Source organism: Leucobacter sp. PH1c (genome assembly GCF_000633415.1).
In the GTDB taxonomy this organism is placed as follows: Bacteria; Actinomycetota; Actinomycetes; order Actinomycetales; family Microbacteriaceae; genus Leucobacter.
The window spans coordinates 16,856-41,051 of record NZ_AYMV01000029.1; the positions used below are offsets into that span (position 1 = coordinate 16,856).

Sequence of the window (24,196 nt, forward strand, 5' to 3'; positions counted from 1 at the left end):
AGCCTCCCCACTGCGCAATTGCATACCCGAGGGAATCGCTCCTGTGCAAGAATCTCAGCATGGCCTCGCTCTCCGATCTGCTCGCACTCCCCCAGCTGGGGCTCACGCTCGTGCAATCGGGCCCGGGCGACCCGGAGATCTCCTGGATCTCGACGACGGAGCTCCTCGACCTCGGCGCGTACCTCGACGGCGGTGAGATCATCCTCACGACGGGGCTCTCGCTCGGGGCCGACGACCCGCGCTGGCGCGACTTCGTGGCGAGCCTCAGCCGCGCCCGCGTGGCCGCGATCGGCTTCGGCGTCGGCGTCAACCACGACCGGATCCCGCCCGCGCTCGTGCAGGCGGCGAGTATGTACCGGGTCGCGCTCGTCGAGGTCCCGCTCCCCACCCCCTTCATCGCGATCAGCAAGGCGGTCGCCGGTCTCGTGCGTGCGGACGAGCTCCGCGCCGCGCGGAGCGCGCTCCAGGCCCAGCAGCGCCTCCTCGACGGCGCCCGCGGCAAGCAGGATCCCGCCGAGGTCCTCGCGAGCATCGCGCAGGCGACCGGCAAACACCTGGCCCTCCTCACGTCGGACGGCGCCGTGCTGGCGAGCACGGCCGGCTTCGCGGCTGCGGCGAGCGCGCCCGGCTTCGATCCCGAGACGATCCGGCTCGATCGGGAGGGCTCGCTGCGCCTGGCCGTGGCCGGCGCAGCGCCGCTCACCCCCGAGGGGCACGCCGTGATCGCGGCCGGTTCGATCGTGCTCTGGCTCGGACTGCGCGGGGCGGACGCGGAGGAGAACCGCGAGCGCGAGCGCTGGGAGCGCTTCACCTGGGCGCTGCTCACGGGCACGGTGCCGCCGGAGACGATCGAGGTGCTCTCCACGCGCGTGCGGCTCCCAGAGCGCGTGCGCGCGGTTGCCGTGCAGGGCTCTCCCGAGGACGTCTCCGACTGGCGCAGGCGTCCCCGGAGCGGGCTCGATCGGTGCATCACGCCGGGCGGGATCCCCGCGCAGGCCCCGGGCCTCGCCCTCGCCTGGCAGCTCTGCGCGGACACTCCGGAGGCCACCGAGCATCTCCTCGCGGTCGCGGCGGAGCACGGTCTCGACGCCGTGCTCGGCCGCCCCGCGACGCCCGAGGCCGCGGAGCTCAGCCTGCGCTCGGCGAACGCGCGGCTGAACGCGCTCTCCGCGACCGCGCCGCTCTACGCCGCGCCCCGCGTGCCCGCCGTCGTCTGGGCCGATCGCGACACCCCGTTCCTGGAGGCGCTCGTGGCCCTCGCCGACGAGCGCGGGACTGGCGGATCGGGCGGGACGGGCGGTTCGGGCGAGCCGGGCGGATCCGGCGCTTCCGGGATCGCCGAAGCGGGCGGCGCGATCGCGCCCCGGGAGACCGCGCCCCTCAGCGCGCGGGTGCTCGGCCCGCTGTCCCGCAGCTCCGACGCGCTTCCGGCGGAGGACGCGGAGCTGCTCCGGGCCACCCTGCGCGCCGTCTACGCCGCCGACGGCCAGCGCGGCCCCGCCGCGACGGCGCTCGGCATCCACCGGAACACGCTCCGCGATCGGATCACCCGCATCGAGCGGCTCACCGAGCGCACGCTCGCGGACGCCGACGATCGCGCCGAGCTCTGGCTCGCCCTCCGCGTGGAGGATCTGACCGGGGGCGCTGCGCGCTAGTCGGCCGCGTCCGTCACGGTGCGCGAGTCCGTCGGCCCGGGCACGGTGCGCGTGCGGCCGGGGCGCTCGCCCAGCTCGACGGGATCGAGCACGCGCGCGGCGGCCCGTTCGAGCGCCGCGACGACGTCGTGCACCTCCTGCCGCGCCTCGCCCTTCGCGTGGAGGATCAGCAGCTGCCGCCCGTCGCCCTCGCCGATCCCGAAGGCGCGCACGCCGGGATGGCGGTAGCTCAGCAGGCTCAGCCGGGGCACCACGGAGACGCTCATGTCGCGGGCGACGAGCTCCTGGACCACCATGTAGTCGTCGGTGGCGTGCCGGATGTCCGGCACGAAGCCCTCGCGCTCCGCGATTCGCAGGAAGTGCTGCCGGCAGGCCGGGCAGCCGGTCACCCAGCGGTCGCGCCCGTGCTCGGCGAGCGCCCGCCGCTTCGCCCCGCCCGAACCGCGCCGCTGCGACACGATGAGCTGCAGGGGATCCCAGCCGATCGGGATCTCGGTGACCGCCTCGCCGAAGTCGGGCGAGGCCTCCCCCTCGTAGCGGAACACGAGCGCCACGTCGGCCGTGCCGCGGCGGAGCATCTCGGGCACCGCGAACGGCTCCTGCTGCTCCAGCTCGATCGCGATGCCCGGGGCGGAGTTCGCGGCGCCCGGGGCGGAGTTCGCGCCGCCCGAGGCGTTCGCGCTGCCGCGGGCGAGGAGCTCCGACATGGCCGGCGCCACGATGCTCGTACACGCGGACGGGAACGCGACGACGCGGACGGTGCGCTGGCCCTCGTCGACGAGGCCAGCGACCTCGCGGGCGGCGCGCTCGAGGTGGCCGTCGATGATCTCCGCGTGGTGCAGGAGCCGCCGCCCGGCCTCGGTGAGCTGCACGCCCTTCACGGTGCGCGTCACGAGGGTGACCCCGAGGCCCTCCTCCAGGCGGCGCACCTGGCTGCTGAGCGCCGGCTGCGTCCACCCGAGCTCGCGCGCGGCAGCGGCGAACGAGCCGTGCTCCGCGACCGCCCGGAACGACATCAGTGCGCGGGGATCGATCCCGTCAGCCATGTCCCCTCCTTCGCGCCGGGTGCCGGTGCGTCCCGCAGCCCGGGGCTACGCCGCGCGCTTCGCGGCGGTGGCCGCGTCGACGAGTCGCTGCACCGCCTCCATCGTATCCGCGTGCGCGAGCGCGGCATTGAAGCGCACGCTCCCCACCCCCACCGCGCCGCAGGACGAGCCGTCGGTCACCACGATCTGAGCGGCCTCCCGCACGGCCTCCGCCGCGGTGCGCCCCTCGCGGAGCAGCTCCGTTCCGGTGAGGTCGAGCCAGAGCAGGTAGGTCGCATCGGGGGCGATCACCCGGATCCCCGTCTCCTCGGCCGTGTCCCGGAGGAGCGCGATGGCCGCGTCGACCGTCTCCCCGAGCCCGACGACGGTGTCGCGCAGCCACTCGCGCCCCGCGGTGTAGGCGGCAGTCGTCGCGACGACGCCGAGCACCGCGGTCTGGTGCTCGTGCCAGTGGCCCACGCGCTGCCACTCGACGAGCTGCCGCGGGTTCGTGAAGATAAGCTGCCCGCACTTCGCGCCGGGGATGTTGAACGCCTTCGACGCCGAGGTCGCCGTGATCGTGTGCGCCGCGGCGCGCTCGGAGCGGGCGGCGTACACGATGTGCTCACCGGCCCCGAGCACGAGCGGCGCGTGGATCTCGTCAGCGAAGACGATCCCGTCGAACTCCGCGACGAGCTCCTCGATCGCCGCGAGCTCCTCCTCGGTGGCGACCTTGCCGATGGGGTTGTGCGGGTTGCACAGCACGATGAGGCGGGCACCCGCCTCGAACGCCGCGCGCAGCCCCGGGAGGTCGTAGCGCCAGCCGGCCGCGGAGCGGAGCATAGGCACCTCGATGACGGGGTGGCCGATCTGCTGGGGCACGGAGAGGAAGGGCATGTACCCCGGCGTCGGCACGATGATTGGCTGGCCGTCCGGGATCAGGTGCGTGAGCACGGCGCGGAACCCCGCGACGAGATCCGAGACCGGCCGGATCGACTCGGCATCGGGCTCCCAGCCGTAGCGCTCGCGCAGCCACTCGGCCACCGCGCCCTGGAGCCGGGCGACGTCCTCCTGCGCGAGGTAGCGCAGCGCGTCCTGCCCGACGGCCTCGGTGAGGGCGCGCGTCACCGCGGGGGCGCAGCCGCGCTCCATCTCGGCGAGCGGCCGGCCGAGGGCCCGCGGGGCGTTCCCAGCTGCGATCTGCACGCGTACTCCTTCACAAACGAACGGTGTCCTGTCCCGCTTTCATGCTAGGTCCGGGGCCCCGCCACCAGCTCTTCGATTCGGCTGGGGTGCTCTGCGTTTTGCTTGGGGTCGCCCGGGCGGCGCGGCAGGTTACCTCGCGAGTCAGCGCGGCGCACGACGGCGCAGCGCCCTCGGTTACGCTTTCCGCACCGGTTCCGTCCGTGCCGGGGGCTGCCTCGCGCCGCCAGTACACTCGATCCAGCACCCACCGCGACCGTGCGGGGGCGGAGCCTCCCGGCTCCGGGTACGCAAAGGAGCGACACAGATGCACACTCATCCCTCACGCGTGAGCCGCCCAGGCCGCGTGCGCCTCGCCGCTGCGGCGGCCCTCGCCGCGACCCTCGCGCTCGTCGGCTGCGCGGGCGGCGGCCCGGCGGCCGAGCAGGCCCCCGTCGAGCTGGTCGACACCGGCGCCGAGCTCGATCAGGTCACCGTCGCGTTCCCGGGTTCGCTGGCCAACCTTTACATCGGCCAGGAGAGCGGGATCCTGAACTACAACCTCGCGGCCACCGTGCAGGAGGGCCTCGTCTCGCAGGACGCGAGCGGCGCCGTCGTCCCCGCGCTCGCCGAAGCGTGGGAGACCCCCGACGAGTCGACGTACGTTTTCACCCTGCGGGCGGACGCAAAGTTCCAGAACGGTGATCCGGTCACGCCGGAGGACGTCGTGTTCAGCCTCCAGCGCGCCCAGGATCCCGAGCTCTCCCCCGGAATCTCGTACTACCTGAACAACCTCGCCTCCGTCGAGAAGACGGGCGAGCGCGAGGTCACCGTGAAGAGCGCGGCGCCCGATGCGACGTTCCTCGTCAACCTCTCGAACTCCGGCGCGCTCGTCGTCACGCAGCAGAAGTTCTGGGAGGAGCACGAGGGGAAGGTCGGCACGAGCGCCTCCCTCCTCATGGGGACGGGCCCGTACCAGGTCACCGAGTTCCAGCCCGACTCGCACGTGCTGCTCGAGCGCGTGGACACGTGGTGGGGCGGCGTGCCGAAGGCGAAGAGCATCCGCGTCAACTTCATCCCCGACGCGAACACGCGCCTCGCGGCCGCGCAGAAGGGCGACATCGACATCGCGTTCAACGTGCCGATCAACCAGGCCGCCGAGTGGCAGAAGATCAGCGACATGCGCGTCGAGTCGATGAACGATCTCTCCTACGTCGGCCTGCTCTTCGACGAGCGCGTGGCCCCCTTCGACGACCCCCAGGTGCGCGAGGCGATCGCCCTGAGCGTGGACCGCAGCGCGATCGCGGAGAAGCTGCTCCGCGGGTACGGCGAGGCCGCCACCGCGATCATGACGCCCGAGTCGCTCGCGCAGGCCTTCGACGGCGACGCAGCGCGCGCCGAGCTCGCGAAGATCCCGCAGCACGACTTCGATCTCGACGCGGCGAAGCAGCTCATCGACGGAACCGACGCGGCCGGCCTGAAGACCGAGCTCACCTACCCGAACACGGGGCCCCAGCTCGGCATCGCGGCGCAGGCCATCGCGGAGAACCTCGGCAAGATCGGCGTGACGGTCACGGTGCGCGAGGTGCCCATCGAGGAGTGGCTCGCCACGATCGGCGACGGCGAGCACGGCCTCGGCTTCATGTGGTACTTCTCGACGACCGGCGACCCCGCCGAGGTGAATGGCTACCTGCTCGGCCCCGACAACCCCAACGGCTTCGAGAGCGAGGAGGCCGCCGCGCTCATCGCCGAGGCGAACGCCCTCACGGATCCGAAGGAGCGCGCCGCGAAGCTCATCGAGCTCGAGACGCTCAACGCCGAGCAGGTCGTGAACGCGCCGATCTGGTGGGGCAAGTCCGTCACCGCGTTCTCGAACGGGATCGGGGTCACCGACTACGGGCCGTACACCTTCACCGGGACGTGGGGCGCGCAGCTCTTCGCGGCTGAGGCGAAGTAGCTCCCCCGATGGCCCTCACGCGCACAGGCGGCGCCCCCGGTGGGCGCCGCCTGGCCCGCACCCTGACCCTCCGCATCGGAGGCGTGCTCGTCATCCTGCTCATCCTGTCGTTCCTCACGTTCGCCCTCCTCTACCTGGCGCCGGGCGATCTCGTGAAGAACCTGCTGGGCAACCGGCCGAGCTCCCCCGAGGCGGTCGCCGCGATCCGCGCGCAGTACCACCTCGACGACCCGTTCCTCGTGCGGTACTTCGACTGGCTGTGGAGCGCGCTCCGGGGCGACTTCGGCGTCTCGATCCGGCTCCAGCAGCCCGTCACCGAGGTGATCGGCAGCCGGCTCGGCATCACCTCGCTGCTCATCGGCCTCTCCTTCGTGCTCGCGATCGTCACCGCGGTGCCGCTCGGCATCGTGAGCGCCGCGCGCGCGGGGACGCCCGTCGACCGGGTGGCGAGCGCGACCGCGCTCTTCGGCCTCTCCGCGCCGAGCTTCGCCCTCGCGATCCTCGCGATCACGGTCTTCGCCATCGCGATCCCGATCTTCCCCGCCTACGGGGCGGGCAACGGACCGCTCGAGCACCTGTGGCATCTCTTCCTCCCCTCGGCGGTCCTCGCCGCGGGGATCGGCGCGATCCTCATGCGGATGACGCGGGCGGCCGTGCTCCGCGAGCTCGAGAGCGACGCGATCACCTTCGCCCGCGCGCGCGGCATCCCCGAGCGCCGGGTGCGGCGGATCGCGCTGCGCGCCGCCCTGATCCCGATCGTGACGAGCGCCGGGCTGATCCTCACCTTCATCATCGGCGGCACGATCATCGTCGAGACTGTCTTCGCCCTCCCCGGGATCGGTCAGCTGCTCCAGGAGGCTGTCCTCTTCAAGGACCTTCCGGTGGTGCAGGCGATCACCCTCCTCGTCGCGGCGGCGATCGCGATCATCACCATCCTCGTGGATATGAGCTACCTGCTCCTCGATCCGCGGGTCCGAGCACGGGAGCTGAGCGCATGACCCCCCGCACCCGCCAGGTCTCCCTGCTGAACGACGTGCGCGTCGCGCCCGGACGGCCCCGCGATTGGGTGTCCACGCTCGCGGCCGTGTTCCTCGCCCTCGTCGTGCTCGCGGCGATCGCCTCGCCCTTCCTCACCGAGCTCGCCACGGCGCAGAGCATCCTCGACTCGCTCCTGCCGCCCGGCTCCCCCGGGCACCCCCTCGGCACCGACGAGCTGGGCCGCGATGTGCTGCTCCTCACGCTCGCAGGAACGGGCTCCGCCGTGGCCGGCCCCTTCGTGATCGCGGCGGGATCGATGCTGCTCGCCATCCTCATCGGCACGCTCGCGGGCTACCTGCGCGGCCCCGTCGACTGGATCGTCGGCCGCGTCGTCGACATCCTCCTCTCCCTCCCCGTCATGCTCGTGGCGCTCGTCGTCGCCGGCATCTTCGGCGCCGGGTACTGGGTGACGGTCATCATGCTCGTGCTCCTCTTCTGCCCCTCCGACATCCGGATCATCCGGGCCGGCGTCACCGAGCAGGCACCGCGCCCCTACATCGAGGCGGCGCAGATGCTCTCGCTCTCGCCGGCGCGGATCATGTTCAAGCACATCGTGCCGAACGTCTGGCCGCTCATCATGACGAACTTCATGCTGAACCTCGCCATCGCGCTCGTCACGCTGTCGTCGCTGTCGTTCCTCGGCATCGGCGTCGCGCCGGGCACCCCCGACTGGGGGCGCCAGATCACCGACGGACGGGGCATCCTGGGCGACAACCCCGCGATGATGGTGGTGCCCGCGATCCTCATCGTGCTCGTCGCGATGGCCATCAACGTGCTCGGCGATCACCTCGGCGAGCGACTCCGCGAACGGGGAATGCAGTGATCATCTCATCTGACGCACAGCGCACCGATCCGGGCGGGTCTCTCGGGGTGGCGGTCTCGGGGCTCCGCGTGGTCGCGGGCGAGCGCACGCTCGTCGCTCCCGTCGATCTCACGGTCGCCCCGGGCGAGCTCCTCGCCATCATCGGCGAATCCGGCTCCGGCAAGTCGATGACCGCACGCGCGCTCACGGGCCTGCTCCCCCGCGGCGTGCGCGCCACGGGGGACGCGCAGATCGACGAGCACGCCTACGACCTCGCATCGACCCGCGACGCCGACTGGGCGGCCGTGCGCGGGCGCCGCGCCGTGCTGCTCCTCCAGGACCCGTTCACCAGCCTCAGCCCCGTGCTGCGCTGCGGCGAGCAGATCGCCGACACGATCGAGGCGCGTCTCGCCGCGACCGGTCGGCGCGCGGGGAAGGCCGCGGTGCGCGCTGAGGTGGCGCGCCGGCTCGACGAGGTGCGCCTCCCCGCCCGCGTGGCCGGGCAGTACCCGAGCGAGCTCTCCGGCGGCATGCGGCAGCGCGTGGCGATCGCCGCGGCGCTCGCGGCCGAACCGCGGCTCCTCATCGCCGACGAGCCGACCACCGCGCTCGACGCGAGCACGCAGGGCGAGGTGCTCGACCTGCTGCGCGAACTGCAGCTCGCGCACCGCATGAGCCTCATCCTCATCAGCCACGACCTCGGCGTCATCGAGGGGCGGGCCGACCGCGTACTCGTGATGCGGCAGGGCGAGGTCGTCGAACGGGGTGAGACCGCGGCCGTGCTGCGCGATCCCGAGCACCCGTACACGCGCCAGCTCATCGCGGCGAACCTCTCGGTGACCGACGCGCTGCGCGATCCCGCCGAGCACCCGGCCCCGCTCCTTGAGGCCGAGCACGTGTCGAAGCGCTTCGGGGCGACGACCGCGCTCGCCGATGCGACTGTGGCGGTCGCCGCGGGCGAGGTGCTCGCGATCGTCGGCGAATCCGGCTCGGGGAAGACAACGCTCGCGCGCGTGATCGCGGGCCTCGAACGCCCCGACACGGGCGAGGTCCGGCTCGCGGGGCGCACGCTCCCGCCCGGGCGCCGCGGGCGCACGCCCGGCGAGATCCAGGTCGTGTTCCAGGATCCCTACTCCACGCTCAACCCCGTCTTCACGATCCGCGAGTCGCTCGAGGAGGCGCTGCGCGCGGGCGGTGGGGGCGGTGGGAGCGGTCAGGGAAGCTCGGCGCGCTCGGGTGCGCGCAGCGTCGACGAGCTGCTGCGGCTCGTCGAGCTCGATCCCGCGCTCGCCGACCGCCGGCCCGCCCAGCTCTCGGGCGGCCAGCGGCAGCGCGTCGCGATCGCACGGGCGCTCGCGCCGAACCCGCAGGTGCTCATCTGCGACGAGAGCGTGTCGGCCCTCGACGTCTCGGTGCAGGCGCAGATCCTCGGGCTGCTCGCGAAGCTCCGCGACGAGCTCCGGCTCGCAATGCTGTTCATCACGCACGACCTCGGTGTCGTGGCCCGCATCGCCGACCGCATCACCGTGCTGCGGCTCGGCGAGATCGTCGAGCAGGGCGGCGCCGCGACCGTGCTGCGCGACCCGCAGCACCCGTACACCCGCGTGCTCGTCGCCGCCGCGGAGCGCGACAGCATCGCGCACGACCCCACCGATTCGCTTCCCCGAGAGGAGCAGGCATGACCGCCGCAACGCACGACTTCACCTTCGAGGCGCAGCCCGGAGCGCAGCTCCCGGCCGCGCTGCGAGCGAGCCTGCCCGCCGCGCGCACGGCGCTCTGGGACGTGGAGCGCGAGCTCTGGACGCCCCGCACGATCACCGCGCGAGACCGGGCTGGGACGGTCGTCGGCGCCGCCCTCACCGCGGCCCGCCCCTTCTCCGCGTACCGCAAGATCGTGGATGCGGCGGCCACAACCGAGGAGGCGTGGGCCGCCCTCGTCGCCGCCGCGCGCGACGACCTCTCAGGCGCCCCCGGCAGCGAGGAGCATCCCGCCCCGATCGCCGTGCACTTCGAGGAGCACCTCGCGATCGCCCCCCTCTCGGACGCACAGCGGGAGGCGCTCGCGCGGGCCGGCTTCGCCCCCGCCGACACCCCCGTGCCCTCGGTGCCGAGCACCCGACGCGAGCACGCGGACGGTGTGGCCGCCTGGTCGTTCTGGCACGTCCCGGCCCCCGAGCGCGGCGCCCCCTACTACGGGCAGACCACGGACGTGACCTGCGGGGCCGTTGCGGCGCTCACCGCACTCGAGCAGCGTGGGCTTGGCGAGTTCCGCGCCGACGACGCTGCGGAGAACCGCGCGGCGGAGATCGGCTTCTGGCGGCGGGCAACGAACCTCCCTGCCTGCGAGCCGGTCGGGCTCGCAGTCGAGACGGCGAAGCTCGGCGCCGCGTCGGGCACGCTCGCCGGGCAGCCCAGGATCTACCTGAGCACCCCCGATCCCGTCTTCATCGAGGAGTTTTCCGAGCAGCCCTGGGAGCAGGAGCTCCGGATCGACCTGCAGCTCGAAGCGCTGCGCCAGGCGGAGGCGCTCGGCCTGCCGCTCGAGCGGCGCTGGCTGGAGATCGACGAGATCGTCGACGCCGTGCGCGCGGGCGACCAGGTGCTGCTGCTCATTGACCTCACCGAGCTCATCGCCGACCCCACGCCGCACTGGGTGCTCGCCACCGAGGTCGTGGGTGACGCGCTGCTGATCGCGGACCCGTGGGTGCAGGCGCCGAACGGCGAGAGCTGGGTCGACACGTTCGCGCTCCCCCTGCCGTTCGCGACGATCGACCGCGTCACGCGCTGGGGCGACCCCGCGTTCCGCGGCGCGATCGTGCTGCCGGCTCAGGCCGAGTAGCAGAGCGAGCCTGGCAGCAGAGCGAGCCGGGTAGCAGAGCGAGCCTGGCCTCCGCCGTGGGCCGGGGCGCGCGCAACGCTCTACGATCGGAGCACGCCCCAATCCGAGGAGGAGCTATGCCGCCGCGCCGATCCACCCGCTTCCGCGCCCCCGCGCTCCCGGAGCTCGCCGGGCTCCCGGGGCGTGCCGGGCTCCCCGGGCTCGCTGGCGGGGCTGGACCTGCCGCATCGCCGCTGGAGCAGCTGGAGCCGCTGGATGCCAGCGAGCTCGGCCCGGGGCGGCACTTCGACGGTGCACGGATCGCGCAGATCGACGCGACGGGGCTGGATCTCTCGGGCACGACGTTCAGCGAGTGCGACATCGCGTCGCTCATCGCCGACGAGACGCGGCTGCTCGGCGCGCGGTTCGTCGATTCGAGGCTCTCCCAGATCACCGCTCCGCGGCTCCGGGCCGCCCGCACCACCTGGCGCAACGTCGAGCTGTCCTCGTCCCGCGTCGGCGCGCTCGAGGCATTCGATGCCGAGCTCGCGCAGGTGCACATCGAGGGCTCGAAGCTCGGCTGGGTGAACTTCCGTGCCGCCCAACTCCGCGACGTCACCTTCACGGGGTGCCGCTTCGACGAACTCGACCTGAGCGGCGCCACGCTCACCCGGGTCGCGTTCGAGCACTGCAGTGCGCAAACGCTCGTGCTTGATCAGACGCGGGCGCAGGATCTGGACCTTCGCGGCCTCGACTTCGCCGAGTTGCAGGGACTCGACGGCCTGCGCGGCGCGCGCGTCTCGGAGGAGCAGGGCTACGACCTGCTCGGCGTGTTCGCGCGGCACTTCGGGGTGACGATCGGCGGGTGAGGGAGCCGCTTCACGGCTCGGGCGTGAGCTCGGTGCCACACTCGCCACGCTCTTCACGTGCACGATTCACGGGTGAGAGGTCGCGTGCCCTCAGTGCTGAGCCTGGGGACGCGTGAACCGTCCGCACCCGTGCCGCACTAGTAGAGCAGGAACTGGGCCGTGCCCGTGCCGTTCACGCCCGCGGCCTCGACGCGCAGGTGGTACGAAGCGCCGCCGGCGCCCACCGGGTCGCGCGTGATGTCGCAGGTCTCGGTGCTCGAGCGCGTGCGGTCCCACGCGATGGGCTCGCTCTCGAGGGCCTTGCCTGGCTCCAGGATCACCGCGAGCGACTCGGCGCCCGTCTGGCAATCGGTCGAGCGCCACACCTCGTCGTCGCCGCTCGATACGGCGAACTGCATGCCCGCCGTGCCGAGATCCGCGGAACAGGCCTGCTCGCCCGTGTTCTCCACCGTCAGCGACAGCTGCGGCAGCTCCCCCGCGGCGTAGTCGCCGCGATCCGTCACCGGGGTGACGCGCAGCTGGCCCGCGCGGCACGCGGCCGGGCCCTCGCCGTCCTTCGTCGGCTCCGGATCGGCGGCGCCGGCGCTCGTGTCGAGCCCCTCGGGCACCTCGACCTGCGCCGCGTCCTTCGGCCCCTCGCCCCCGCCGGGCTTCACGATCACGAGCACGATCACGGCGATGACCGCGAGCAGCCCCGCGAGCACCAGCAGGCGGCGCCGCAGGTACACCTTCCGGCTCTTCGGCCCGACGGGATCTCGCAGGGTGGACATGGCGTCAGCGTAGCCCGGATTCGCGGTTCAGAGGCGCTTCAGCATGCGCGTGTTGCCGAGGGTGTTCGGCTTCACGCGCGCGAGGTCGAGAAACTCCGCCACGCCCTCGTCGTTCGAGCGGAGCAGCTCGGCGTACACGTCGACCGCGATCAGCTCGGCGTCCTCCCCGAGCTCCTCGAACCCGTGCCTCCCGAAGAAGTCCGTCTCGAACGTGAGGCAGAAGAGCTGCGTGAGCCCGAGCTCGGCGGCACGGGTCTCCAGAGCAGTGAGGAGTCGGTGCCCCACCCCGCGGCCGAGCCAGTCCTCCGAGACGCCCAGCGTGCGCACCTCGCCGAGCTGCTCCCACATCACATGGACCGCGCCGTAGCCGACGAGGGCGCCCTCGGCGTCCTCCGCGACCAGGAACTCCGGCACGGCCGCGTACAGGTCGACGAGGTCCTTGCCGAGCAGGATGCGTCGCGCCACGAGCGGTTCCATCAGCTCGACCATGCGCAGCACGTCGCCCGTGCGCGCGTTGCGGATCCGGATCTCGGGGGCAGCGCTCATGCACCGAGTCTAGCCGGGCGGGGCGCACCGCTGAGACGACGACGGGCCCGCTGCCGAAGCAGCGGGCCCGTGGTCGAGCGAGACGCGGAACGCGCGGCGGGAACTACTCCGCGGTCGTGTTCGGCGTCGCGGCGGTGGAGGCCACCGCGGCGGCGGCCGACGCCGAGGCGTCGCCGTGCGCCTTCGCGGAGCGCGACTCGGTCTCGAACGTGAACTGGCCGTCGACGAGGTCGACCTTCACGAGGTCGCCCGCGAGGAGCTCGGCGCCGAGGATCTTCTCCGAGAGCCGGTCCTCGATCTCCCGCTGCATCGCGCGGCGCAGCGGACGCGCACCCAGCGTGGGATCGTAACCGATCTCTGCGAGGCGCTCACGCGCCGCCTGCGAGATCTCGATGTGCATGTCGCGGTCGAGGAGACGATCCTTCAGCTGCTTCACGAACAGGTCGACGATCTGCAGCAGCTCGGCCTTCGTGAGCTGCGGGAAGACGATCGTGTCGTCCACGCGGTTCAGGAACTCGGGCTTGAAGTGCTTCTTCAGCTCCTCGTTGACCTTGCCCTTCATCATGTCGTAGCCCACCGAGGTGTCGCCCTCGAGCTGGAAGCCGACGGGGCCACCGGCGATCGCGGACGATCCCAGGTTGGTGGTCATGATGATGACGGTGTTCTTGAAGTCGACCACGCGGCCCTGGCCGTCGGTGAGACGACCCTCCTCGAGGATCTGCAGCAGCGAGTTGAAGATGTCCGGGTGCGCCTTCTCGATCTCGTCGAAGAGGACCACGGAGAACGGCTTGCGCCGCACCTTCTCGGTGAGCTGGCCGCCCTCCTCGAAGCCGACGAACCCGGGGGGCGCGCCGAAGAGGCGGGAGACCGTGTGCTTCTCGCCGTACTCGGACATGTCGAGCGAGATCAGTGCGTTCTCGTCGTCGAACAGGAACTCCGCGAGGGCCTTGGCGAGCTCGGTCTTGCCGACGCCCGTGGGGCCGGCGAAGATGAACGAGCCCGACGGACGCTTCGGGTCCTTGAGCCCGGCGCGCTGGCGGCGGATCGTCTTCGCGAGAGCCGAGATGGCCTCGTTCTGACCGATGACGCGCTGGTGGAGCGCCTCCTCCATGAAGCGGAGTCGGCTCGTCTCCTCCTCGGTGAGCTTGAACACGGGGATGCCCGTGGCCTGCGCGAGCACCTCGGCGATCAGCCCCTCGTCGACCTCGGCCTTGGTGGCCACGTCGCCCGAGCGCCACTGCTTCTCCAGTCGCAGGCGCTCGGCGATGAGCTTCTTCTCCTCATCGCGCTTGTTCGCGGCGGCCTCGAAGTCCTGGTTCTCGATCGCCTGTTCCTTGTCGGCGCGCACGACCGCGATCTTCTCGTCAAACTCGCGCAGCTCGGGCGGGCTCGACAGGATCGAGAGGCGCAGGCGGGCGCCCGCCTCGTCGATCAGGTCGATCGCCTTGTCCGGCAGGAATCGATCCTGCACGTAGCGGTCGGCGAGGTTCACGGCGGCGACGATCGCACCGTCGGTGATCGAGACCTTGTGGTGCGCCTCGTAGCGGTCGCGCAGCCCCTTCAGGATGTTGATCGAGTGCGGCAGCGAGGGCTCCGCGACCTGGATCGGCTGGAAGCGGCGCTCGAGCGCGGCGTCCTTCTCGAAGTGCTTGCGGTACTCATCGAGCGTGGTCGCGCCGATGGTCTGCAGCTCGCCGCGGGCGAGCATGGGCTTCAGGATGTTCGCAGCGTCGATCGCACCCTCGGCGGCTCCCGCGCCCACGAGGGTGTGAATCTCGTCGATGAAGATGATGATGTCGCCGCGGTTGCGGATCTCCTTCGTCACCTTCTTCAGGCGCTCCTCGAAGTCGCCGCGGTAGCGGCTTCCTGCGATCATGGAGCCGAGGTCGAGCACGTAGACCTGCTTGTCCTTCAGCGTCTCCGGGACCTCGCCCTTGACGATGGCCTGCGCGAGGCCCTCGACGACCGCGGTCTTGCCCACGCCGGGCTCACCGATCAGCACGGGGTTGTTCTTCGAGCGGCGCGAGAGGATCTGCATGACCCGCTCGACCTCCTTCTCGCGCCCGATCACGGGATCGAGCTTGCCCTCGCGGGCGGCCTGCGTGAGGTTGCGGCCGAACTGGTCGAGCACCTGCGAGCCCTTGGCCTCGCCACCCGACTCGGGGGCGCCGACGGTCGCGTTCTCCTTGCCGGCCTGGTAGCCGGAGAGGAGCTGGATCACGGTCTGGCGCACACGGTTGAGGTCGGCGCCGAGCTTCACGAGGACCTGGGCGGCGACGCCCTCGCCCTCGCGAATCAGGCCGAGCAGGATGTGCTCCGTGCCGATGTAGTTGTGGCCGAGCTGCAACGCCTCGCGGAGGCTGAGCTCGAGCACCTTCTTCGCGCGCGGCGTGAAAGGGATGTGGCCGGCGGGCGGCTGCTGGCCCGTGCCGATGATGTCGGTGACCTGCGCGCGCACGGCGTCGAGCGAGATCTCGAGCTGCTCGAGCGCCTTCGCGGCGACGCCCTCGCCCTCGTGGATGAGGCCGAGCAGGATGTGCTCGGTGCCGATGTAGTTGTGGTTGAGCATCTTCGCCTCTTCCTGGGCGAGGACGACAACACGACGAGCGCGGTCGGTGAATCTCTCGAACATCTATAACCTCCCAGACGGACTCGCCGGGGCGCGAGTGCGTCGATGTACCCAGGGTATGCGAGGGCGGGGCTCCGTGGGCGGTTGTTCGCCAGAGGCGTGCAAGGCCGGGATCCGCGGCCCGGTGCCCGCCCGCCGAGCGGGGATCCCGTGCCGCCGCCCCGCCGCCTGCTCGCAAGCTCCCCGCCACTTCTCGTTCACCCGGGCGCCCTACGGTGAACGCATGCCAGCCCCGCTCACCCACGCGACGCCCGACGGTTCGGCCCTCGCGCTGATCCGCGCGGTCGCCGGCGGGCTGGGACACAGCGAGGGGGCCGTCGCGCGGGTGATCCTCGACCGGCCGGGCGAGATCCCGCAGTGGTCGACGCAGGAGCTCGCGGCGGCGGCCGGCACCTCGACCGCCACCGTGATCCGCGCCTGCCAGCGGCTCGGCTTCCGCGGCTTTCAGCACCTGCGGCTCGAACTCGCGCGCGAGGGCTCCGCGACGCCCGCGGACGAGCCGGTCGCGGGCGATGCCGTCGACGCGGTCTTCGCGCACGCGCGCACGGCGCTGCTCGTGGGGCAGCAGGCGATCGACCGCGCGGCGCTCGCCGAGGCCGCGGCGCTCCTCGCCGGCGCCGCCCGCGTCGTCTGCTCGGCCAACGGATTCTCCGCACCCCCGCTGCAGGACGCGGCCATGCGCTTCGCCACGATCGGCCGCCCCGTCGAGGCGCCGCTCGACATCCTCGCGCAGCAGTTCGCCGCGCACAGCACGGGGCCCGCGGACGTCTGCCTCGCCCTCAGCCACTCGGGTGCGAACGCGCACACCCTCGCCACGGCGCGCGCCGCCCGCAAGCGCGGGGCGCGCATCATCGCGCTGAGCAGCTACGCCCGCTCACCGCTCGGCGACCTGGCCGACGTGACGCTCTCGACGGGGATGATCGGCGCCCAGCACACGGTCGATCCCTTCTTCAGCAGGCTCGGGCACTCCGTGCTGCTGCAGGCGCTCGTCGCCGAGGTGTCCGCGCTGGCCGCGCCGAGCGACGCGCTCGACATGCGCGAGGTCGTCGCCGACGCGCTCGCCGATCCCGGGGCTTAGGGAGCGCAGAGACGCCGCGCGGCGGGAAATCGTGCCCGCCCTGCCCGCGTCGCGCACCCGCCCCTGCCCGCGCGTCGCGCGCACTTCCGCGAACGTCCACGCGGCCGCCTCGCGGCGTTCACCGAGGCGACACCTGGGCTCGGGAAGCTGCTCATGTAATCGAATTTCACGCTCGATGTAACGGGCAGCAACCGGTAGGAGTTCTGAGCAGTGCACGTCATTCCACTCGAGGGCAGCTACAACGCGCGGAGCGTCGGCGCGGAGGCGAGCCCCTGGCTCGTGCGCACCGCGTCGCTCGACGGGCTGAGCGCCGGCGGCGAGCGCGCCCTCCGCGCACTCGGGGTCGACCTCGTGATCGACCTGCGCGAGCCCGAGGAGCACGGCCCGCGCACCCACGGCCTGCCGATCCGCTCCGCGCCCCTGTACGGCGAGGCTCCGCCCGCCGCCGGCTCGCTCGAGGGCGTGTACGCGGGCCTCGTGCGGGATCGCGGAGCCCGGATCGCCGCCGCCGTCGGCGCGATCGCCGAGCACCCGGGCGTCGTCGCGGTGCACTGCACGGCGGGCAAGGATCGCACGGGCCTCGTCGTGGCGCTCGCGCGCCTCGTGGCGGGCGACACTCGCGAGACGGTCGTGGCCGACTACGCGCAGTCGGGCCGCACCGTGCGGCCCGCGCGGGCGAGTATCGCGACCGCGCAGCTCGATGCGCTCGCGCTGAGCGGGGCCGCGCGGGCGGCCGCCGAGCGCCTGCACCTCGACAGCCCCGCCGAGGCGCTCGAGGGGGCGCTCGACCTGATCGACGCGGAGGGCGGCCCGGAGGCCTACCTCCGCGCGCACGGCGCGAGCGACGCGCAGCTCCGGGCGCTCCGTGCACGCGCCGAGCGCCCGGCAGTCGCGGAGCTGCGCGCATGAGCCGCGACACGGGGCGCTTCACGGTGCTGCACCTGAGCGACGTCCACGCGACCGAGACCGGCTTGCTCTACGGCTCGGTGGACGGCGCCGGCCGCATCGAGCGCGTGGGCGACTACGCGGTGGCCGCGGGCGTCACGCCCGAGGTGGTGCTCATCACGGGCGATCTGATCGAGCGCGGCAACCCCGGGGCGTACCCCGCGGTCGCCGCGGCCTGCCGCCGGCTCGAGGACCGGCTCGGCGCCCCCGTGCTCACGGTGCTCGGCAATCACGACGATCCGGTCGCGGCGCGCAAGCTCCCGCACCACGGCGCGGGCCACTTCGCCGCGCACGATGTCGACGGCACCCGTGTGATCCGGCTCGACTCGCACCGCGGCGTGCTGGATCCCGCGCAGCTCGACTGGCTCGCCGACGAACTGGCGCGGCCCGCAGCGCACGGCTCCGTGATCGCGCTGCACCACGCGCCGCTCGCTTCCCCGCTGCCGACCCTGCGTAGGCAGGGCCTCGCGAACGCGGACGCCCTGCTCGAACTGCTGCGCGGCTCCGATGTGCGGGCGATCCTCGCCGGGCACTACCACCACAGCCTGTCGGCGTCGGTGCAGGGGATCCCCGTCTTCGTCGGCCCCTCGCTCGCCTACCACCAGGTCATGGACGCCGGGCCCGATGCCGTGGCCGGACACGACTCCCCCATGTTCTCGCTCGTGCAGATCACGAGCGACGGAGTGAGCGCCTCGGCGATCGCGCTGCACTCCCCCGATCCCCTGTTCACCCAACCCATCACCCGACCCGCACAGAAAGCGACTCATGTCTCGTAATCGCACCACCGGCGTCATCGCCGCATTCGCCCTCGCGGCGCTCGCCCTCACCGGTTGCTCCTCCGCGGCCGATGCCGCCGGCTCCGAGGCCCCGGCAGCGTCCGGCGCCTCGGCCGAGGCCTCCACGATCACGCTCTACACCTCGGAGCCGCAGGAGAAGATCGACGCGGTCATCGCCGCCTTCACGAAGCACCACCCCGAGATCACGGTCGACGTGTTCCGCGCGGGCACGGGCGACCTCACGGCGCGCATCGCTACCGAGGAGAAGGCCGGCGACATCGGCGCGGACCTGCTGCTCGCCGCCGACGCGGGCACCTTCGAGGACTACGCCGAGCGCGATCTGCTGCTCGAGTACGCGTCGCCCGAGGCGAAGGACATCCGCCAGGACCTCATCGACCCCGAGCACTTCTACGTGGGCACCCGCCTGATCCCGACGGTGATCGCCGTGAACACGAACGTGATCACCGACGCCCCCGAGTCGTGGGCCGATCTCACCGATCCCCAGTACGCGGGGAAGATCGCGATGCCGAATCCCGATGTCTCGGGCGCCGCGGCCTACAACGCCGCCGTCTGGCTCGACACTCCGGCGCTCGGCCTGAGCTGGCTCGAGGGCCTCGCCCAGAACACGCCCCTGATCGCCGAGAGCAACGGCCCCGTCTCGCAGGCGGTCGCCGACGGCAGCAGCCCGGTCGGCATCGTCGTGGACTCGCTCGTGCGGGATCTCGCGGCGGCCGGCTCCCCCATCGCCGCGGTCTACCCGAGCGAGGGCGTGCCCTTCGTCTCCCAGCCGGTCGGGATCTTCGCCGACACCGAGCAGCCCGAAGCGGCGAAGCTCTTCGTCGACTTCCTCATCAGCGCCGAGGGCCAGGAGATCGCCGCCTCGCAGTCGTACCTGCCCATCCGCGAGGACGTCGCGAGCCCGAAGGGCGCGCCGGCGATCGCCGACATCGCGTTCTTCACCCCTGAGCTCGAGCAGATCCGCGCCACGCAGGCCGACGCCGTGCAGACGTTCAATGGCCTCTTCCAGTAACACGCAGGAGCGCATCCCCGCGGGCCTGGTCATCACCGACCGGGCCCGCGGGCCGCGCACCAGCGCCCGCGGGCCGCGCACCGGCGGAATCCGCTTCGACGGCTGTGACGCGACCCGCCTCGCGCTGTGGTGCGCGGTCGCCGCGCTCGTCCTCGTGCCGATCGCCGCGGTCGTCCTGCTCGCGGCGCGCGGCGGCGGCTGGGCGGCGCTCGCCGATCCCGATGTGCTCGCGGCCGCGGCCAACTCGCTCGTGTCGGCGACCGTCTCGGGCGTGCTCGCGGTGGTCATCGGCACCCTCCTCGCCCTCCTCCTGGAGCGCACCGACCTCCCGGGGCGGCGCGTGCTCCGGCTCCTCGCGCTGAGCCCCATGCTCATGCCCCCGTTCGTCGGCGCGATCGCCTGGCTCAGCCTGCTCGGCCCCGCCTCCGCGGTGAACACGTTCTGGACGGCCCGCTTCGGAGCCCCGCTGTGGAACCTCTACGGCGGCGACGGCGTCATCTTCCTGCTCACGCTGCACAGCTTCCCGATCGCGATGATGATCGTCACGGCCGCGCTCCGCCGCATCCCCGCAGACCTCGAGCAGGCCGCGCGCATCGCGGGATCCTCCGCGCCGCGCGCGCTCTGGGAGGTGACCACCCCGCTTCTCCGCCCCGCGATGCTCTCCGCGTTCACGCTCATCGCGGTGTCGAACCTCGCCGACTTCGGCATCCCCTCGATCATCGGGCTGCCCGAGCGCTACGTGACGCTCTCCACACTCGTGTACCGCTACCTCCAGTCCGGCACGGTCGAGGATCCGCTCGCCGTGGTCGCCGCGATCGGCTTCGTGCTGCTCCTGATCGCGCTGCTCGGCGTCGTCGTCGATCTGCTGCGCTCGCGCACCCGCGTCGAGCTCGACGCCCAGGCGGGCGCCCCGGCGCTGCTCCCGCTCGGCCGGGCCCGCGGGCCGATCGCCGCGATCACCGCCCTGCTCGTCCTCGCGGTCACCGTGCTCCCCCTCGTCACGCTCGCGATCCAGGCGCTCCTGCCCGCCCCCGGGGTGCCGCTCACCCCGGAGACCGTCACGCTCGCGAGCTTCGAGCGCGCACTCAGCGCCTCGGGCACGCTCCAGGGCATCGGCAACTCGCTCATGCTGGCCACGCTCGCCGCGCTCGGCTGCGGGGTGCTCGGGATCGGGATCGGAACGATCGTCACCCGCACGCGCTCCCGCGGCAACGCCGCGCTCCTCGGCCTCTCGCTCCTGCCGCAGGCGATCCCCGGGCTCGTCATCGCCGTCGCCTGGCTGCTGATCGCGCCACGGATCGGCCTCTACAACACCCCGTGGCTGATCCTCTGCGCGTACCTGACTTCCTTCCTCGCGCTCGTGGTGCAATCGGTGCACGCGCCGCTCTCCGGGATCCCCACGACCGCCGAGGAGGCGGCCCGGCTCTCCGGCGCCTCCCGCCTTCGGGCCCTGTGGGACATCTCCTGCCGGATGGCGGTGCCCGCCGCGATCTCGGGCGCCGTGCTCGTCGCGCTGACCGCGGTGCGCGAGCTGACGCTCTCGGTGCTGCTCCTCTCCCCCGGCTCGCAGACCCTCGGCGTCGTCATCTTCAACCTGCAGCAGGCGGGCGCGTACAACGCCTCGTCGGCGCTCTCCCTCATCGTCGCCGTGGTCGGCCTCGTCGGCCTCGGCTTCACCGCACGTACCCAGCGTTAGGACCGATCGTGTCATCCGTCTCCCTCACCTCCGTCAGTCTCGCCTACCCGGGCGGACACCTCGGCCTCGCCGATGTCGATCTCGATATCGGCGACGGCGAGTTCGTCGCCCTCGTCGGCCCCTCCGGCTCAGGGAAGACGACGCTGCTGCGCACGGTCGCCGGCTTCATCTCGCCCACGGCGGGCACCGTGCGGATCGGCGAGACCACGGTCGCGGGGGCCGGACGCGACGTCGAGCCCGAGCGGCGCGGCCTCGGCATGGTGTTCCAGCAGCACGCGGTGTGGCCCCACTGGAACGTGGGCCGCAACGTCGAGTATCCGCTCCGCCGCGCGGGCGTCGGCCGTGCGGAGCGCACCCGCCGGGTGGCCGAGGCGCTCGAGCTCGTCGGGCTCGGAGGCGCCGAGCGCCGCGATCCCGCGACGCTCTCGGGCGGTCAGCGCCAGCGCGTCGCCATCGCCCGGGCGATCGTGGGCCGGCCCCGGGTACTTCTCCTCGACGAGGCGCTATCCGCCCTCGACGAGCCCCTGCGCGATCGGCTCCGCCTGGAGCTCCGCGCCCTCACCCGCAGCCTCGGGCTCACCGTGATCCACGTCACGCACGACCGCAGCGAGGCGCTCGCCCTCGCCGACCGCGTCGTCGTGCTCGACGCGGGCCGGGTGCAGCAGATCGGCACCCCGAGCGAGCTCGTCGATCGGCCCGCCTCCCCCTTCGTTGCGCGCTTCATCTCCGACGCGGCCGTGCTGCCCGGCAGGCTGTCCGGCGGCGTGTTCCGCGCGAGCGGCTTCCCGATCGAGGTGCCGGCGGAGCGGCTCTCGGCGGAGCGCAGTCCCGACCATCGAGCTCGCGCCCACCGAGATCCCGCCCACCCCGTTCACGTCGCAGGCGAGCGCGCCGTGGAGATCGCGGTCCAGCCGGAGCACGTGCGCGTCGTGCCCGACCCGGCTGGGCCCGCGGTCGTCGAGTCCTCGCTGTTCGGCCGGAGCGGCGACGAGCTCGTCGTGCGCTGGGGCGAGCTGCGACTGCGCTCCCGGGCGAGCGGCGCCCGCTGCGCGGCCGGCGAGCGGGTGCGCGTCGAGATCGACCGGGCCCTCGTATTCGAGCCGGATCCGGCGCAGCACGCCGCCCACGCGAGCTCGCAGGCGGAACCGGCTAGCGTGGGGGCATGAGCACCTCGTCGCACCCCGCCGCGTCCATCGTCATCGTGCGCCACGGCGAGACGGACTGGAACATCGGGCGCCGCATCCAGGGTCGCACCGACATCCCCCTGAACGAGCGCGGCCGGGCGCAGGCCGGCGAGATCGCCGAGCTCCTGGCGGCGTCGGGCAGCTGGTCCCGGGTCGTCGTGTCGCCGCTCGGGCGGGCCGTCGACACGGGCCGCATCATCGCCGGGCGCCTCGGCCTCGCCGAGCCCGAGATCGACGTCGCGGTCACCGAGCGCGACTTCGGGCCGGCCGAGGGTCTCCAGGTGAGCGAGGTGACCGCGCGCTGGCCGGGCCTCGACATCCCCGAGGCGGAGGGGCTCCTGCCGCTCGCCCGGCGCGGCGCCCGGGCCTTCGAGCGCCACCTGCGCGAGGCGCCGGGCAGCATCGTGATCGCGCACGGCGCGCTCATCCGCGCGGCGCTCTCCGAGCTGAGCGGCGAGCCCGCGCCCCGCATCCTGAACGGGGAGGCGTGGCTGCTGTCCGCGGTGTCGGGCGCTGCCGCGCCGGCCGTGCGCCGGCTGGGCACTCCGGCGATGCAGCACGCGCTGTAGCCGAGGCTGGCCGGCTGGGCGGGCGGGCTGAGCCGGGCTGGCGGGTTGGCTGAGCCGGGCTGGCGGGCTGGCTGGCTGGCCAGCCCGGTGCGCCGCTACTGCAGGGCCGAGGTGAGGCGCGCGAGCCCGTCGAGGAGCTGCGAGCGGAGCGGCTGCTGCAGCCACTCCTCGAGCGTGAGCTCGCGCGAGTTCGCGCGGTAGAAGTCGCTCACCTCGTCGAGATCCCGCACGAAGCCCTCGCCGTGCACCACCATCGAAATCTCCATGTTGAGACCGAAGGATCGCTGGTCCATGTTCGAGGAGCCGACCACGGCGACCGCGTCGTCCACGGTGAAGTGCTTCGAGTGGAGGATGTAGGGCGGGCGGTACATCCAGATCCGCACCCCCGCGCGCAGCAGCTCCTCGTAGTACGAGCGCTGTGCGTGGTAGACGACGGCCTGGTCGCCCGTCTCCGAGACGAACAGCTCCACCTCAACCCCGCGCGCCGTCGCGGCGCGCAGCGCGTTCATGATCGAGCCGTCGGGCACGAAGTACGGGCTCGTGATGCTGATGCGGCGCTTCGCCGTGTACAGCAGCGCGACGAACACCTGGAGGTTGTTCTCGGCCTCGTAGCCGGGACCGCTCGGCACGATCTGGCAGTCGAGCTGGCCGGGCCGGGCCACCTCGATGGGCGATTCGGCGAGGTGCGTGAGGTACTGCCCCGTCTCCAGGTACCAGTCGCCCTGGAACACCGCTTCGAGGCCGAGCACGATCGGCCCCTCCACGCGGACCATGAGGTCCTTCCAGTGCAGGCCGCGCCGCTGGTTCGAGCGCTTGTTGTAGCTCGAGTCGACGAGGTTCTGCGAGCCCATGAAGCCCACCCGCCCGTCGACCACGATGAGCTTGCGGTGGTTGCGCAGATCGGGGCGCTGGTACTCGCCGCGCCACGGCCGCACCGGGAGCATGTACGCCCACTGCACGCCGAGGTCGTCGAGGCTCTGCGCCGTGCGGCGGCTGCCGGGGTTGCGCACCGCGGAGATGTGGTCGAGCAGCACGCGCACCTGCACGCCGCGGGACACCGCCTCGCCCATCGCCACGAAGATGTCGTTCGTCGCGTCGTCGTGCACGAGGATGTAGAACTCGATGTGCACGTACTCGGTCGCCGCGCGGATCGCTTCGGCCATCTGCGCGAGGGAGGCCTCGTAGTCGATGCAGAGCGTCGCGGCGTTGCCGCGGAGCATCGGCTGCGCGCCGAGCGAGCGGCCCAGCCGCACGGCGCTGTCGAGGCCCGGCTGGAGCTCGGTCGCCGGGGTGACCATGTCGCGCTCCTCGCGCTCGGCGATCTGCGAGACGAAGAGGTTGATCGCTTCCTGCTTCTGCTCACGCGCGCGCGGCAGGCGCTTGCTTCCGATGATGAGGAACAGGAGCAGGCCCGGAACGGGGAGCAGGAAGATCGCCATGAGCCAGGCCATGCCCGAGGTGGGGCGGCGGTTGCGGGGCACCACGAAGAGGGCGACGACGCGAATCACGTTGTCGACGATGAGGAACGTCAGCGTCCAGGCGAACGGCCAGTTCACCCCGAACCAGTTCAGCTCCTCCATGGGCCCACCTTCCACAGCACTCCGTGAGTCCCTCCGGGCAGCGCTCG

At 72.6% G+C, this 24,196-nt stretch carries 20 protein-coding genes; 14 read left to right on the top strand and 6 right to left on the bottom strand.

The window, feature by feature from the left end; all coding sequences use genetic code 11:
- The first annotated feature begins 59 nt into the window (after positions 1 to 59).
- Entirely contained in the window at positions 60 to 1,655 is a 1,596-nt protein-coding gene (locus U874_RS0110440; RefSeq protein WP_025134485.1) for a PucR family transcriptional regulator, read from the top strand.
- Here U874_RS0110440 and U874_RS0110445 read toward each other — a convergent pair.
- Positions 1,652 to 2,701 carry a LysR family transcriptional regulator gene (locus U874_RS0110445; protein ID WP_025134486.1) on the bottom strand — a complete coding sequence of 350 codons (1,050 nt, stop codon included), beginning with the start codon at positions 2,699 to 2,701 and terminating at the stop codon, positions 1,652 to 1,654. The genes U874_RS0110440 and U874_RS0110445 overlap by 4 nt on opposite strands.
- A 45-nt stretch (positions 2,702 to 2,746) precedes the next feature.
- Positions 2,747 to 3,886, bottom strand: a complete 1,140-nt coding sequence (locus U874_RS0110450) for an aminotransferase class I/II-fold pyridoxal phosphate-dependent enzyme (RefSeq protein ID WP_025134487.1) — start codon at positions 3,884 to 3,886, stop codon at positions 2,747 to 2,749.
- A 304-nt stretch (positions 3,887 to 4,190) separates the two neighbouring features.
- Here U874_RS0110450 and U874_RS0110455 point away from each other — a divergent pair, with 304 nt between their 5' ends.
- From U874_RS0110455 to U874_RS0110480, 6 genes are all read left to right on the top strand, one after another.
- Entirely contained in the window at positions 4,191 to 5,819 is a 1,629-nt protein-coding gene (locus tag U874_RS0110455; protein WP_051582880.1) for an ABC transporter substrate-binding protein, read from the top strand.
- Positions 5,820 to 5,827: 8 nt separating this feature from the next.
- Entirely contained in the window at positions 5,828 to 6,817 is a 990-nt protein-coding gene (locus tag U874_RS0110460; protein ID WP_051582881.1) for an ABC transporter permease, read from the top strand.
- Positions 6,814 to 7,680: an ABC transporter permease gene (locus U874_RS0110465; RefSeq protein WP_025134490.1), complete on the top strand. Its 867-nt coding sequence runs from the start codon at positions 6,814 to 6,816 to the stop codon at positions 7,678 to 7,680. Before U874_RS0110460 ends, U874_RS0110465 begins: the two co-directional genes overlap by 4 nt.
- Positions 7,677 to 9,341: an ABC transporter ATP-binding protein gene (locus U874_RS0110470; protein WP_025134491.1), complete on the top strand. Its 1,665-nt coding sequence runs from the start codon at positions 7,677 to 7,679 to the stop codon at positions 9,339 to 9,341. Before U874_RS0110465 ends, U874_RS0110470 begins: the two co-directional genes overlap by 4 nt.
- The gene (locus tag U874_RS14365) at positions 9,338 to 10,498 is read left to right on the top strand and encodes a peptidase C39 family protein (protein ID WP_025134492.1); all 1,161 of its coding nucleotides are present in this window, start codon (positions 9,338 to 9,340) and stop codon (positions 10,496 to 10,498) included. The genes U874_RS0110470 and U874_RS14365 overlap by 4 nt, the downstream gene beginning before the upstream one ends.
- Before the next feature lie 116 nt (positions 10,499 to 10,614).
- Complete coding sequence (locus U874_RS0110480) at positions 10,615 to 11,346, top strand: pentapeptide repeat-containing protein (RefSeq protein ID WP_025134493.1); 732 nt, start codon at positions 10,615 to 10,617, stop codon at positions 11,344 to 11,346.
- A 137-nt stretch (positions 11,347 to 11,483) separates the two neighbouring features.
- Here U874_RS0110480 and U874_RS0110485 read toward each other — a convergent pair whose 3' ends face one another.
- The 3 genes from U874_RS0110485 to U874_RS0110495 all read right to left on the bottom strand — a co-directional run bounded on the left by U874_RS0110485 (position 11,484) and on the right by U874_RS0110495 (position 15,294).
- Positions 11,484 to 12,116, bottom strand: coding sequence for a hypothetical protein (locus U874_RS0110485; RefSeq protein WP_025134494.1), 633 nt, complete (start codon positions 12,114 to 12,116; stop codon positions 11,484 to 11,486).
- A gap of 27 nt (positions 12,117 to 12,143) precedes the next feature.
- Positions 12,144 to 12,662 (bottom strand): amino-acid N-acetyltransferase, encoded by a 519-nt coding sequence (locus U874_RS0110490; protein ID WP_025134495.1) that lies wholly within the window; start codon positions 12,660 to 12,662, stop codon positions 12,144 to 12,146.
- A gap of 103 nt (positions 12,663 to 12,765) precedes the next feature.
- On the bottom strand, positions 12,766 to 15,294 hold the full coding sequence (locus U874_RS0110495; RefSeq protein WP_025134496.1) for an ATP-dependent Clp protease ATP-binding subunit: 2,529 nt from the start codon (positions 15,292 to 15,294) through the stop codon (positions 12,766 to 12,768).
- Positions 15,295 to 15,514: 220 nt separating this feature from the next.
- Here U874_RS0110495 and U874_RS0110500 point away from each other — a divergent pair, with 220 nt between their 5' ends.
- The 7 genes from U874_RS0110500 (at position 15,515) to U874_RS0110530 (ending at position 22,569) form a co-directional block, all read left to right on the top strand.
- Entirely contained in the window at positions 15,515 to 16,369 is an 855-nt protein-coding gene (locus U874_RS0110500) for a MurR/RpiR family transcriptional regulator (protein WP_025134497.1), read from the top strand.
- Between the two features lie 210 nt (positions 16,370 to 16,579).
- Positions 16,580 to 17,278, top strand: a complete 699-nt coding sequence (locus U874_RS0110505) for a tyrosine-protein phosphatase (protein ID WP_025134498.1) — start codon at positions 16,580 to 16,582, stop codon at positions 17,276 to 17,278.
- Positions 17,275 to 18,090 (top strand): metallophosphoesterase, encoded by an 816-nt coding sequence (locus U874_RS0110510; RefSeq protein WP_025134499.1) that lies wholly within the window; start codon positions 17,275 to 17,277, stop codon positions 18,088 to 18,090. Before U874_RS0110505 ends, U874_RS0110510 begins: the two co-directional genes overlap by 4 nt.
- Complete coding sequence (locus U874_RS0110515; RefSeq protein ID WP_025134500.1) at positions 18,080 to 19,120, top strand: ABC transporter substrate-binding protein; 1,041 nt, start codon at positions 18,080 to 18,082, stop codon at positions 19,118 to 19,120. Before U874_RS0110510 ends, U874_RS0110515 begins: the two co-directional genes overlap by 11 nt.
- Positions 19,104 to 20,816, top strand: a complete 1,713-nt coding sequence (locus tag U874_RS0110520) for an iron ABC transporter permease (RefSeq protein ID WP_081809978.1) — start codon at positions 19,104 to 19,106, stop codon at positions 20,814 to 20,816. The genes U874_RS0110515 and U874_RS0110520 overlap by 17 nt, the downstream gene beginning before the upstream one ends.
- 8 nt (positions 20,817 to 20,824) lie before the next feature.
- A complete protein-coding gene (locus tag U874_RS0110525) occupies positions 20,825 to 21,982 on the top strand; it encodes an ABC transporter ATP-binding protein (protein WP_025134502.1) in 1,158 nt (385 codons plus the stop codon).
- A complete protein-coding gene (locus U874_RS0110530; RefSeq protein WP_025134503.1) occupies positions 21,979 to 22,569 on the top strand; it encodes a histidine phosphatase family protein in 591 nt (196 codons plus the stop codon). Before U874_RS0110525 ends, U874_RS0110530 begins: the two co-directional genes overlap by 4 nt.
- Positions 22,570 to 22,664: 95 nt before the next feature.
- On the opposite strand, the gene cls is transcribed toward U874_RS0110530, so the two are convergent.
- Entirely contained in the window at positions 22,665 to 24,149 is a 1,485-nt protein-coding gene (cls, locus tag U874_RS0110535; protein WP_051582882.1) for a cardiolipin synthase, read from the bottom strand.
- Positions 24,150 to 24,196 lie beyond the last annotated feature (47 nt).